Here is a 12710-nt window from a genome sequence, read left to right on the forward strand (position 1 = left end):
GGGCTCCAGGGCTTGGGGGGGAAATGGGGCGGAAGCTCAGCCCAGCTTCTTCTTGTGCTTCTGGCGGTGCTGCGCCACCCAGGCGCGCGCTTCGTCGTGGTCCTTCACGAAGGTCGTCTCGAAGCGCGCCTTGCCGGTGAAGAGCATGCCCAGCGCGATGACCTTGCCGAAGGTCTGCTGCACCACGTCCGCGCCGACGTACACGGTGCCCTTGAACCAGTCCGCCTTGCCGTTCTCCGACAGGTAGCGCCGGGGCTCCGCGCCCAGCTGGGACTGGCCGATGTCGGCGATCAGGTAGTAGGGCCCGTATTGCTGGGCAATCTCCCCGTACACGTCGACCGCGCGCTTGATTTCCTCCAGGTCGATGGGACCGATGAAGGTCGCCTGTACGACGTCGGGCGCCTCATAGCGCACCGAGTGGGCACCGAATTTCCATTCCAGTTGCTGCATGTCACTCCCTCCAGAAACCCTGGTGAGCATAACGCCCACCAGGGAATAGCGCGAGATGCATGCCTGTCAATTTGGGCGTGGAATTCCTGACCCACTACCCTGCTTTGCTCTTGAGCCGGAGCCGGTGCTGAGCCACCCAGGCGCGGGCTTCGTCCTGCGTCTTCACGAACACCGTCTCGAAGGTCGACTTGCCGGTGAAGAGCAGCGCCAGGGCAATGGCCTTGACGAAGGTCTGCATGACGATGTCGGCGCCGACGTAGATGATGGCGTGAAACCAGTCGGAGCTGGCCTTCTCCGACATGTACCGGCGGCCGGCCGCTTCGAGCTGCGAGCGGCCGATGTCCGCGATGAGGTAGTACTGGCCGTGGTCGGTGGTCGTCTGGTGGTAGAGCGTCACCGTCTCCTTCACCTCGTCCAGGGTGATGAGGCCGTTGAACTCGGCGACCAGGGTGTCCGGCTCCTCGAAGTGGGCCCGGTGGGCTCCGCACTGCCAATCCCGAGGCTGCTGTTTCATCGCTTCCCCCTCCCAGTTGTTCCTGCCTGGGTGAGAATACCGCTGAGGCAGCGTCCAAGCGAATCGTGGCTCTCCCTTGGTTCATGATGACTCACCGGGCGTGATTGGTTTTGCAGGACACGCCTGGAGGTCTGGAAGGTTTGTTTTCATTCAGTGCGCCAGACTTCCGGGGTGTTGACGCGCGGACCGACCTGGATTCCCGGGCTTGACGGGGCGGGGTGTGGCTGGAGTCATGCCCGCGCATGAGACGCGTCTCCACCATCGTGCTCGCGCTGGGCCTCGTCGTGGGCCTGGCCATCTGGGGCTGCCGGCGGCAGGACGCGTCGGGCGAGGCGGGGGGGCGCACGCGGTTGGTCTTCAAGTATCAGCCGCTGTGGGGGCCGCCGGAGCCGTTCCGCGAGCTGCTGGCGCGCTTCGAGCGGGAGAATCCGGGGGTGGAGCTCATCACGGAGGCGCTGCCCAACGCGTCCGACCTGGCGCACCAGTTCTTCCTCACGGCGCTGGAGGGCGGGGCGCGGGACTTCGACGTGCTGGTGGCGGACGTCGTCTGGGTGCCCGAGTTCGCGCGCGCCGGCTGGATTGCGGACCTGTCCGCGGAGTTCCCGCCCGAGCGGCTGCGTGAGGACTTCTTCCCCGGCCCCGTGGAGGCCGTGGTGGTGGAGGGGCGCACGTACGCGGTGCCCTGGTACCTGGACGTGGGGTTGCTCTACTACCGCACGGACCTGGTGCCGCGCGCGCCGCGCACCTACGCGGAGCTGGAGCGCTTCGCGCGCGAGGCGATGGCGAAGACGCCCGGGCTCCAGGGCTACGTGTGGCAGGGGCGGCAGTACGAAGGCCTGTCCTGCAATGTGTACGAGGCGCTGTGGGGGCATGGCGGCCGGGCGCTGTCGGAGGAGGGGCGGGTGCTGCTGGATGACGCGCCCGCGCGCGAGGCGCTCGCGTATCTGCGAGGTCTGGTGGAGCGCGGGGTGTCGCCCGCGACGGTGACGGGCTTCTCGGAGGAGGAGTCGCGGCGGGTGTTCCAGGAAGGGCGCGCGGTGTTCATGCGCAACTGGCCGTATGCGTGGAGCGAGGCGCAGAAGCCGGACTCGCCCATCCGCGGCAAGGTGGGCATCGCCCCGCTGCCGACGGTGAGCGGCGCGCCTGGCGCGGGGGCGCTGGGCGGGTGGCAGCTGGCCGTGAATGCCCATGTGTCGCCAGCGCGGCGGAGGCTGGCGGCGCGGCTGATTGCGCACCTCACGTCCCCGGAGGCCAACCGGGTGCTGGCGCTGAACTACGCGCGCAACCCGCCTCGGCCCGCCGTGTACCAGGACGCGCGCCTTCGCGACGAGGCGCCGTTCATCGCCGGGCTGCTGCCCATGGTGGAGCGCGCGAAGCCGCGGCCGGTGACGCCGTACTACAACCTGATTTCGGATGTGCTCCAGAGCGAGTTCTCCGCCGCCGTGGCCGGGCTGCGCACGCCGGAGGCCGCGCTGAAGCGCGCGCAGCGGCAGGTGGACCACCTGACGGGGGAGGGGCCATGAGCCGGCGGGGGAGCATGGCGCGAGAGCGGCGGCAGGCGTACCTGCTGGTGGCGCCGGCGGTGCTGGTGCTGGGGGGCGTGGCGCTGTACCCCATCCTGGCCGCGGTGTGGCTGAGCATGCACCGCTTCATCCTCGTCTTCGGCGAGCGGCGCTTCACGGGGCTGGAGAACTACGCCTACCTGCTGGGGGATGCGCGCTTCTGGGCGGCGCTGGGGAACACGGCGTACTTCACGGCCGTCGCCGTCACGGTGGAGCTGCTGCTCGCGGTGCCGCTGGCGCTGCTGCTCCAGCGGGCGTTCCCGGGCAGGGGGCTGTTGCGCGCGTCGGTGCTGGTGCCGTGGGCGATTCCCACCGTGGTGAGCGCGCGGCTGTGGGCGTGGATGTTCAACCCGGAGTACGGCGTCATCAACCGGCTGCTGCCCGGGCAGGACATCAACTGGCTGGGCGCGCCGGGGTACGCGCTGCACGCGGCCATCCTGGTGGACGTGTGGAAGACGACGCCCTTCGTGGCGCTGCTGGTGCTCGCGGGCCTGCAGGGCATCTCGGAGGACTTGTACAAGGCGGCGCGGGTGGACGGGGCCTCGCCGTGGCGGACCTTTGTCTCGATTACGCTGCCGCTGCTCAAGCCGGCGCTGCTCTTGGCGTTGCTGTTCCGCTCGTTGGATGCGTTCCGGGTGTTCGACGCCATCTACGTGCTGACGGAGGGCGGGCCGGCGAACACGACGGAGACGCTGAGCATCTACGCGTACAAGACGCTGATGCGCTCGGGGGACTTCGGGTACGGGAGCACGCTGTCGGTGGCGACCTTCCTGTGCGTGGTGGTGCTGGCGGCGGTGTGGCTGCGGCTCTTGGGGCGTGAGGAGGCGGCGCGATGAAGCGGCCGGGGCTGGGCACCGCGCTGGCGGTGGTGGCGTTCCTCACCTTCTTCCTGGGGCCCTTTGGCTGGCAGGTGCTGACGAGCCTGTGGCCGGATGGCGAGCTGACCCGGCCGTGGCCCTCGCACCTGACGCTGGAGAATTACGCGAGCGTCCTGTGGGGCCGGCCCTTCCTGCGCGTGGTGTTGAACTCGCTGCTGGTGGCGGCGCTGACCACGGGCTTCTGTCTCACGGTGGGGGCCGCGGCGGCGTTCGCCCTGGCGAAGCTGGAGTTCCGCGGCAAGGGGCTGCTGCTGAGCGCGGCGCTGGCGGTGAGCATGTTCCCGCCCATTGCCACGGTGAGCCCGCTGTACCTGATTCTGCGCACGGTGGGGCTGCGGGACAGCCTGGTGGGCCTGGCGTTGCCGTATGCGACGTTCGCGTTGCCGCTGACGCTGTGGGTGCTGACGTCGTTCTTCCGGGCGCTGCCCGACGAGCTCTACCGCGCCGCGCGCGTGGACGGCTGCACGCCGTTCCAGGCCTTCTGGCAGGTGCTGCTGCCTTTGGCCGCGCCGGGGCTGGCGACGACGGCGATTCTCGTCTTCATCTTCGCGTGGAATGAGTTCCTGTACGCGCTGACGTTCCTCTCCACGCCGGAGAAGCGCACCGTGCCGGTGGCCATCAGCCTGTTCGCCAGCGAGTACCGCGAGCCGTGGGGGGAGATTGCCGCGGCCTCCGTGGTGGCCACGCTGCCCCTGGTGGCGCTCACGGTGCTGTTCCAGCGGCGGATTGTGTCCGGGCTGACGGCGGGCGCGGTGAAGGAGTAGCGGGCGGGCTCAGTGCTGCGGCGCCGTGAGGATGGCGCGCAGCTCGGTGGCCGCGGTGTCCGGGTCTGTCACTGCCTGGGTCACGAGGGCTTTCAGGGCCGCGGCGCCGAGGTGGGAGAGACGCTCCTCGACATCGGGTGGCTGGGGAATCCGGCGTGCGTTGGCGAAGGTCAACAGTGTGTCGACGCGCTCGTGCACCTCGACTCGTTTTCTCTCCAGTGCGCGCTGCTCTTCCCAGAAAGGTGAATCAATCATGATGTCCCTCAAATAGTGACTGAGTCTGTCCTGCCCGAACCGGCGGGATGCCAGCGTGCCGAGTACCACGAGCAAGTCTAGGCGCTCCTCTGTCGAAAGGCTCGGTGCCTGATGGATGCGGGACTCGGCCCATGCGATTCGCTCAGGCCCCGCGCGAGATTCCAGGACAGAGAGGGGAAGCAGGGCGGTGGCCGCCTGCAAGGCACTCCTCGGGTTCAGGCGGGGTGTGAAAGACCCTGGCCTGGACGATTCAAGGGCTGGACTGAAAATGCCCCTGTGGCGCAGGCTCCGCCGTCTTGACCCAGTCCATTCCAACCCAGCTTGGTCCCTATCGGCTGCTGCGCCTGCTCGGCAGCGGTGGCATGGGGGAGGTCTTCGCGGCCGTCCACGAGCGCGTGGGCAACCCGGTGGCCTTGAAGGTGCTGTCTGCCTCCGCGGCGGAGGATCCGCAGCGCGTCGCACGCTTCCTTCAGGAGGCCCGGGCGCTGGCGCTGCTTGAGCACCCGGGCGTCGTCCGCATCCTGCACTGTGATCGTGTCGGCGACACGGTTTACCTGGCCATGGAGCAATTGCAGGGACAGTCGCTCCGGCAATGGATGCAAGCGCAGCCGAGCATCCCAATGGCAACCGCGCTGGCCCTCTGCGCGCAGGTGGCCGCCACCATGGTGGACGTCCACGCGCAGGACATCGTCCACCGGGACTTGAAGCCAGAGAACCTCTTCCTGTGCCCGGACGCCTCGCTGGCGTCTGGCTATCGCGTCAAGGTGCTGGATTTCGGCATCGCCAAGGTTCCGGAGGGACAGGCGGACCTGCTGTCCACGCAGGTCCACACGCACGAAGCCACGCTCATCGGGACGTTCCGGTACATGGCCCCCGAGCAGCTCCTGAGCGCGGCGAAGGTGGATGGGGCCGCGGATGTCTACGCGTTGGGAGTGGTCCTCTTCGAGCTGCTCGCGGGCCGTCCACCCTTCGACGCGGAGGAGCCGGTGCTGGTCATCGCCGCGCATCAGCGTGAGCCGCCGCCGCCCTTGAAGCAGCTCGCGCCGGCCGTGCCCACCGGGCTTGCGTCGTTCATCGCGGACATGCTGGAGAAGCAGCCCGCGGCGCGCCCCGACATGGCGCGTTGCCGCGCCGTGTTCGAGCGCGCCTGGGCGCTGGATGCGGACGAGTGTCCCGTCCCCGGCCTCGCGCCCTTCACGGAGGCGCACGCGGAGCTCTTCTTCGGCCGGAAGGAGGAGACGCGGGCGTTGCTCGAACGTCTGGAGGAGGCGCGTCTTGGCACCCGGCGCTGGGTGCAGTTGGAGGGGCCGAGCGGGGTCGGGAAGTCCTCGCTCATCCAGGCCGCGCTGCTGCCGGCGCTGAAGACGCTGTCCGCCAAGGCGGAGCCGCGATGGCGCATCGCCACCATGCGACCTTCGGACACGCCGCTCCGTCACCTCGCGGAGGCGCTCGCCGCCGCGTATGCGGACGTCGCCGCCGCCGGGACGCGCGATGGTATCGAGGCCTCCCTTCGGAGCGGCCCGGTCGCGCTCCACGACTTCGTCACGGCGCATACACCCAGCGATTGCCGCCTCCTCCTGGTCCTGGAGCCGATGGAGGAGTTGTTCACGTTGAGCAGCGCCGAGCTGGCGGCAATGGACGCGTTGCTCGCGGCCGCGCTGGCCGCGCCTGAGACGCCGCTGCGGCTCTTCACGAGCCTGCGCAGCGACTTCATCCACCGGCTCGAGCAGATGCCTTCGCTGCCGCACCACCTCCACGCCGCGGCGCGCTTCCCGCTGTTGCCCATGGGGGACGAGGCCCTGTCACAGGTCGTCCAGGGCATGGCGGGCCGCGCGAGGCTGCGGCTCAGCGAGGGGCTCGCCGAGCGGATGGTGCAGGATGTCCGGAGCCAGGGCGGGCGCCTCCCGCTGCTGGGGCATACCTTGCAACGCATGTGGATGCTCAGCGGTGGCGCTCCGCTGACACACCAGCACTACGAGCGGCTGGGGGGCGTCGGTGGGGCGCTGGCTCACGACGCGGAGGCGCTGCTGGAGCGCCTGGGGGAGGAGGGCAAGCAGCGCGCGAAGTGGCTCCTCCTGGAGTTGGTGCAGGTGGGGCGCGGCACGCCCGATACCCGGCGGCCCCGCTCCCGGAAGGACGTCCTCGCGGCGTCGGGAAACGACGGGCTCGCCGAGGAGGTGCTGCACCGGTTGTCCGGAATCCCCCTGGGCCCGTCCCCGGCGGAGCCGCCCGGGCTCCGGCTCATCGTGCTCTCCGGGGAGCGCGACCCGGCCCTCCAGCGCGTGGAGCTGGTGCATGAGACGCTGCTGCACCGGGTGCCGTCGCTCGTGTCCTGGCTGGAGCAGGAGCGCGTCGTGCTGGAGCGGCAGTCGGACCTGGAGGGCGTCGCGAATGCCTGGGAGCAGGCGCGCCGGCCGCGGGAGGGGCTCCCCACCGGGACGTTGTTGGAGCACTACCGGCGCGGGTTCGACTCACCGGGCCGTTGGGACACCCCCGCCCTCAGTCCCCGCGCGAAGGACTTCCTCCGGGCGGCGGAGCGGCTCTCACTGCGCCGCGTCCGTGCCCGGCGACTCCTCATGGGGCTGGCGGCGCTCGCGAGCCTGGCCATCCTCTTCTACGCGGTCCGGGCCGAGCAGGAGCGGCGACACGCGCAGGAGAACCTCCAGCGCCTCGTCAAGGTGGCCGACGGCATCTCAGCGCAAGCAGACTGGGACCTGAGCCGGCGCGCGCACACGCTGGACATCCGCCGGGCCATGCTCACGCAGTTGGACGCGTCCTTGAATGAGTTGTCGATGGACGAGCAGGCCCAGCACCAGGTCCGGCTGGCGGCCGTCCTCGTCGCGCACCGCATGGGGGACGCTGCCTACTACGCCGGCTCCCTCTCCGATGCGGAGCGTCGGTTCTCCGAGGCCCGCCGCATGATGAGGGTGGCGGGGCTCGCCGACGACGACCTGCAATGGCAGCTCGCGCTCAATGACTCCAAGCTGGGGAAGGTCGCCATGGCGCGCGGGCAGTGGGCGCGGGCGGATGCGCACCTGCGGGCCTCCTTGCGGCACATGGAGGCCCAGCTCCAGGTTGGGGACGACGACGTCGACGTCCGGCGCAGCCTCGCGGTGAGCCTGTCTGAGCACGCGGAGCTCCGGTGGGCGGAGGGGCGCGTCCGCGAGGCCGCGGCGCTCCTGGACCGCGCCAGCTCGCTGCACGCCCAGAATACCGGCCGCCCCTATGACGAGGCGCTGCTCTCGGTGGTCCTGGCGCAGCGTGGTGAGTTGGCCATCGAAGAGGGCGCGTTGGGGGAGGCCGAGGCGGTGGTGGCTCGCGCGTTGCGGCTTGCGCGGAGCGCGCGCGCGGCCCGGGGCGGCGAGGCGTTCTACCTCTGGCCGTTGGGGAGCGCCCTGGTCGCGGAGGGTCGCCTCCACGCGGCGGCGGGTCGCCTCCGGGAGGCCGAGGCGCGCTACGCGGAGGCACAGCGGCTGGGACAGGCGTTGCTGGATGGCGAGCCCCCCAACAAGCGCTATGCCCTCATGGCGGCCAGCGCGCTTCAGGGGCACGAGGAGGTGTCCGCCGCCCTGGGTCTGGATGCCCCGCGCGCGGAATCCCGTGAGGGACGGTGTACCCTGGTGCGGCGATTCCTGGCGCAGGACCCGGAGGACGTGCGCTTCCAGGCCCTCACTTGTGAAGACGCGAAGCCGTTGAGAGGGGGACGTGATGATTCCGCCATCCACTGATGAGGCGTCGTTCGAGGAGTTGCTCCAGCGGGCGCGGGCCGGCGAGCACTCGGCGATGGACGCGTTGTTCCGGAGGAGCTGGAAGGCCTTGGAGCGGCACGCGGCCAAGAGCCCCGCGTTGGGGCTCCAGGGGGCCACGCGTCCGTCGGACATCTTCCAGCAGTCCGCCTTGCGTGCCTTCGAGAAGCTCTTGTCCTTCCGTGGCCAGACGGAGGGCGAGTGGATTGCCTGGCTCAAGCAGGTCGTCTTCACGCAGTCCCTGGACGTCGTCCGCGCGGAGGCTCGCGAGGCGAAGTACGTCCCCGGGGGGAGGGCCTCCGGCGCGGAGGAGGTCGAGGCCATTCCCTCCGACGAGCGGACACCCAGCCAATTCACCGCCCGACGAGAAGAATGGCGGCGGCTGCTGTCAATGCTCGCGCACCTGCCGCAGGAGCAGAGCGAGGCCTTCTCGCTTTGTTGGTTGAGGGAGTTCACCGTCGAGGAGGCCGCGCAACAGATGAAGAAGTCGCATGCCGCCGTGTCGTCGCTGCTTCAGCGGGGCATGAGCACGTTGCGGCGGCGGATGCGGGAGGACGGGGGGCCGCTCCAGGATGAAGCCGAGGTGAGCGCCGCGCTGGAGGCGTATTTCCGCCGACGGGACGCGGGAGCGCCGCTGGACCAGGAGGCCTTCATCGCGGAGTACCCGGACTGCGCAGGTTCACTGCGCGAGGTCCTGGACTTCGTGACGCGGCTGCGTCCGTACACGCCCGCCATCAGTCCTTGAGCGAGGCGCGCCCGCCATGTTGCCACCAGGGACCCAGGCCGGGGAGTACCGCATCGAACACCGGGTCGCGGTGGGGGCGACGAGCGACGTCTACGAAGGCCGCGACGCCCAGGGCGGGCAGGTCGCCATCAAGGTGCTCGCGGCCCGGTGGGGCGTTCACGCGGAGCTGGTGGCGCGCTTCCTCCAGGAGGCGCAGTCACTCCTCGACTTGAGACATGCCCACCTGGTGCGCGCGCTGGCCTTTGGCGTCATTGACGCGCGGCACCCCTACCTGGTCCTGGAGTGGCTGCCGAGAGACCTGGAGCAGGGGCTGGCTGGCGCGGGAGGCCGCTTCGAGGTCCCTGACTGCGCGCGGGTCGTGCACCAGCTCGCGGAGGCGCTGTCCCTGCTTCACGCGCGCGGGTGGATTCACCGGGACTTGAAGCCGGCGAACGTGCTCCTCGCCTGTGACAGGCCCGGCGCGCTGGACGTCCGGCTCGCGGACCTTGGGCTCGCCAAGCGGGTCGCCGAAGCCTCGGGCGTGGACTCCGCATTGCCGCTGTCGACCGCGGAGGAGGCCATGTTGGGGAGCCGGCACTACATGGCGCCAGAGCAGTGGGTGAACGCCAAGCGGGTGGGGCCCGAGGTGGACGTCTATGCCCTGGGCATCCTCTGGTTCCAGATGCTGGCGGGTGCGCTCCCTTTCCCTGGCGAGGCCGAGCACGAGCTGATGTTCCGGCACGTGATGGACCCTCCGCCCATCCAGTGGCTGGAGGCCGCCGCGTCCCGGGCCACCGTGGCGATGGTCGCGCGGATGCTCGACAAGGTGCCCGGGCGGCGTCCTCCGCTGGCGGAGGTGCTCGCGCTGACCGCCGGTCCGGGCTGAGCGCGCCGCGCCCACTGGGAAATCACGTCGGCCGCGATGCCTTTTCCGCGCCGGGAGCGTCCTCTGGAGGAGACGGACCAGGAGGCGCCACCATGTGGAGCGTAGGTGAGGCATTGGAGCGGTTCATCAGCTCGCTGGAGCTGACGGAGGGACAGCGGAGCGAGGTCAGCAGGCAGCACACGCTGGTGCGTGAGGCGCTGAGCCGGAGGCTCGCCGGCTGTGAGACGTCCTTCTTGTCGGGCTCCTACAGCCGGAGCACCGCCATCCGGCCGCTGCATGACATCGACATCTTCACGGTGGTGGGGCGGGCAGCGTCCACCCCTCCGGAGACGCCGGACGCGGCGCTCAAGCGGGCGCGGAAGGCGCTCCACGAGGAGTGGAGCCAGAAGGAACTGCCCATCCTCCAGCAGCACTCGGTGCACTTGGAGTTTACGACTCGCGACATCGAGTTCGACGTGGTCCCCGCCTACCAGCACCCCTCGCAGGAACTCTTCCTTATCCCTGAGGGGGACACGGGACGTTGGATTCGCACCAACCCGCGCATCCATAAGGAACTGAGCACCGCAGCCAACGAGCGGGCTGGCAAGAAGCTGAAGCCGCTCATCAAGGCCGCGAAACACTGGAACCGGCTGCATGGCTCAAGTCCGCTGCGGTCGTTCCATCTGGAGGTGATGAGCTACGAGGCGTTCTCTCGGGCACCCTCGGGCTACCTGGAGGGACTGGAAACGCTTTTTGCGTTCATGGCGGGCCGCGTGGAGCGGCCCAGCAGCGACCCCGCTGGACTGGGGGGGAACGTGGACGAGCGGATGACCGGCGGGCAGCGGACAGCCGCGCGCAATGCGCTCCAGGGCGCGGCCAGGGAGGTGCGGCTGGCGCTGAGCGAGCGCGACGCGCGCCCGGAGGAGGCGCACAAGCGGCTCCGGAAGCTCTTTGGCGAGGCCTACCGGTACCGCTGACGCGGGGGAGCCCGGAAAGTGAACGGCGCCGCGATGGGCTCCCGCGCATTTTCGCGTCCTCTCTGGTGAGGCCCCTTCCAGGAGCGGACATGCGGAGCGAGGACATCCCCATCAACCCGAGGACGCGCGCGCTCATCGTGCGCTACGAGCAGGACCGGCCCGTCATCGAGGCCACGGCGCGGGACACCCTGATTCGGTACGGCCAGGAAGGAGACCGTGACGTGGCCTCCGTCGTCCTGCACCCGTATGACGCGGCCCGGGCCGCCCGGAGCCTCCCGGGGCAGGACTGGAGCGAGTCCTTCAGCGAGCACGAGCGCTTCGCGGCGGCGCTGCTCAAGCGGGAGGCGGAGCTGCACCTGGACCACCTCCCCATCCACCTCTTCGGCTGCGCGCCCCTGGCGCTGATGCTCGAGCTGGCCTCGCGGCTGCCGCGCCGGCCCGTCTGCGTCTATCAGCAGGCGCCGGATGGCTCCTGGTCGCTGGGGTACGACCGGATGGCCGCTCCGTCGGCGGAGGACTTCTTCCAGGTGGAAGGACTGCCCTCTGGCCGTCAGGGAGGAAGGGGCCACGTCCTGCTGGTCGTCGAGGTGACGCGGGCCATTCGGGACAACGTCCGTTCAAAGGTGGCGGCGTGGCTGCCAGAGGCGTCCATCCTGACGACGGTCTGCCTCCGCCCCGTGACGGGGCCGTCTCCCACGGCGGTCCAGAACCCGGGGCAGGTGACGCGCGCGGCGACGCAGCTCCGGGAGGTGCTCGACACGCTGCATGAGCGGCTGGATGGCGCTGAGTCCGTGGTCCTGGCCATCGACGCGCCCGTCAGCTTCGCGGCGGCGTTGGGCACGGTCGTCAATCCAACCACGCAGCATCCCCTGACGCTCCTCCACTTCAACGCGGACCGGCAGGGCTATGAACGGGTTCATGTCATTCGTGCGGTCCGCGCAGTGGCGCCTCGGAGCCCCACCGCGGACGACAAGCTCAACGCCATGCGGGTGCTCCGGGAGGTCCAGCGGGTCCACAAGGAGCTGGTCGCCTGGCTCAAAGAGCCCGAGCAGCAGCCCTTCGTCGAGCACATCGACGGGCAGGCCTACCTGCGCAGTGAAATCGAGGACGACCCCGCCTACGAGCCCACGCCGCTCTTCCGCCATGGCGCGGGGAAGTGGAAGCTCGACTGGGAGCTGCTGCTGGGGCTGGGGGCGCTGCGCGAGCGGCTCCAGTCGCAAGAGGACTGGAAGGAGTGCCTGCGGCTGTTCCTCATCCACGAGGCCTTCCATGTCCGGCAGGGCGGGCTGACGTCGTACAACTACCGCGGCATCGGCAGGGCGGGCTTCGTGCTGGAGGCCGCCGACTACGACGCGGACGCGGTGGGCGTCGAGGTGGCGCTGGCGTGGCGCAAGGCCAGGCAGGGCGGCACCGTGAAGGACGTGGGCTCGGTGAAGACGCTCGAGTCCATCGTCTGGAACTCGCTGGAGATTCTGCGCGTCTTTGAACCCGAGCGTCCCGTGCGGGAGCTGGCCGAGCGGAGGCTGCGCCGCTACCTCATCTGGCTCTTCCACGCGTGCCGGTTCTCGCAGCTCGCGCTGCGCGCTCCAGACGCCGAGGTGCGGGAGGAGCTGGAGCGGGTGACGGTGGAGCTGGTGGGGCTGCCGGCCTTCCGTGACCCGCACGAGAGCTACTTCCAGCAGCGGGTCCGGTTGTCGCTGGAGGACTCACGCGAGGAGGTGATGTTGGCGCTCTACTTCCGACACCGGCTGGTGCGCCTGGACAACGCGCGCGCCTGGGTGGAGGACCTGCTCCAGGCGCTCCGGGACTGGGAGGCGCCTCCCCGCGAGGAGCTCCAGGACCGCGTGCGGCTGCTCTTCGAGCGCCTCTTCGAGAAGCACCCGGAGCTGGTTGCTCCTCGGCTCGCGGGCGCGCGGTAGCCGCGCGCCTTGCAAGGCACGGTGGGGCTGACGCTCACCGTGCGTGCTCACACGCC

At 70.0% G+C, this 12710-nt stretch carries 11 protein-coding genes; 8 read left to right on the forward strand and 3 right to left on the reverse strand.

Going from position 1 to position 12710, the window contains the following annotated elements; translation table 11 throughout:
• Nucleotides 1–36: 36 nt before the first annotated feature.
• Entirely contained in the window at nucleotides 37–450 is a 414-nt protein-coding gene (locus HV824_RS23980) for an STAS/SEC14 domain-containing protein (protein WP_176420800.1), read from the reverse strand.
• Nucleotides 451–544: 94 nt separating this feature from the next.
• Entirely contained in the window at nucleotides 545–964 is a 420-nt protein-coding gene (locus tag HV824_RS23985) for an STAS/SEC14 domain-containing protein (RefSeq protein ID WP_176420799.1), read from the reverse strand.
• A gap of 242 nt (nucleotides 965–1206) precedes the next feature.
• On the opposite strand from HV824_RS23985, the gene HV824_RS23990 reads away from it, so the two are divergent.
• The 3 genes from HV824_RS23990 to HV824_RS24000 are packed head-to-tail and all read left to right on the forward strand — an operon-like array spanning nucleotide 1207 to nucleotide 4168.
• The gene (locus HV824_RS23990) at nucleotides 1207–2487 is read left to right on the forward strand and encodes an ABC transporter substrate-binding protein (RefSeq protein WP_176424313.1); all 1281 of its coding nucleotides are present in this window, start codon (nucleotides 1207–1209) and stop codon (nucleotides 2485–2487) included.
• Nucleotides 2484–3362, forward strand: coding sequence for a carbohydrate ABC transporter permease (locus HV824_RS23995; RefSeq protein WP_176424314.1), 879 nt, complete (start codon nucleotides 2484–2486; stop codon nucleotides 3360–3362). Before HV824_RS23990 ends, HV824_RS23995 begins: the two co-directional genes overlap by 4 nt.
• Nucleotides 3359–4168: a carbohydrate ABC transporter permease gene (locus HV824_RS24000; protein ID WP_176424315.1), complete on the forward strand. Its 810-nt coding sequence runs from the start codon at nucleotides 3359–3361 to the stop codon at nucleotides 4166–4168. Before HV824_RS23995 ends, HV824_RS24000 begins: the two co-directional genes overlap by 4 nt.
• Nucleotides 4169–4177: 9 nt before the next feature.
• On the opposite strand, the gene HV824_RS24005 is transcribed toward HV824_RS24000, so the two are convergent.
• Nucleotides 4178–4498: a hypothetical protein gene (locus tag HV824_RS24005; RefSeq protein ID WP_255208295.1), complete on the reverse strand. Its 321-nt coding sequence runs from the start codon at nucleotides 4496–4498 to the stop codon at nucleotides 4178–4180.
• Between the two features lie 221 nt (nucleotides 4499–4719).
• Here HV824_RS24005 and HV824_RS24010 point away from each other — a divergent pair, with 221 nt between their 5' ends.
• From HV824_RS24010 to HV824_RS24030, 5 genes are all read left to right on the forward strand, one after another.
• Nucleotides 4720–8151 (forward strand): serine/threonine-protein kinase, encoded by a 3432-nt coding sequence (locus HV824_RS24010; RefSeq protein WP_255208296.1) that lies wholly within the window; start codon nucleotides 4720–4722, stop codon nucleotides 8149–8151.
• The gene (locus tag HV824_RS24015; RefSeq protein WP_176424316.1) at nucleotides 8132–8914 is read left to right on the forward strand and encodes an RNA polymerase sigma factor; all 783 of its coding nucleotides are present in this window, start codon (nucleotides 8132–8134) and stop codon (nucleotides 8912–8914) included. Before HV824_RS24010 ends, HV824_RS24015 begins: the two co-directional genes overlap by 20 nt.
• 16 nt (nucleotides 8915–8930) lie before the next feature.
• Nucleotides 8931–9779 carry a serine/threonine-protein kinase gene (locus HV824_RS24020; protein ID WP_176424317.1) on the forward strand — a complete coding sequence of 283 codons (849 nt, stop codon included), beginning with the start codon at nucleotides 8931–8933 and terminating at the stop codon, nucleotides 9777–9779.
• A 92-nt stretch (nucleotides 9780–9871) separates the two neighbouring features.
• Nucleotides 9872–10735: a nucleotidyltransferase gene (locus HV824_RS24025; protein WP_176424318.1), complete on the forward strand. Its 864-nt coding sequence runs from the start codon at nucleotides 9872–9874 to the stop codon at nucleotides 10733–10735.
• Between the two features lie 89 nt (nucleotides 10736–10824).
• On the forward strand, nucleotides 10825–12654 hold the full coding sequence (locus HV824_RS24030) for an SAVED domain-containing protein (RefSeq protein WP_176424319.1): 1830 nt from the start codon (nucleotides 10825–10827) through the stop codon (nucleotides 12652–12654).
• Nucleotides 12655–12710 lie beyond the last annotated feature (56 nt).

The sequence above is a fragment of the Myxococcus sp. AM009 genome, from assembly GCF_013372605.1.
Classification (GTDB): Bacteria; Myxococcota; Myxococcia; order Myxococcales; family Myxococcaceae; genus Myxococcus; species Myxococcus vastator.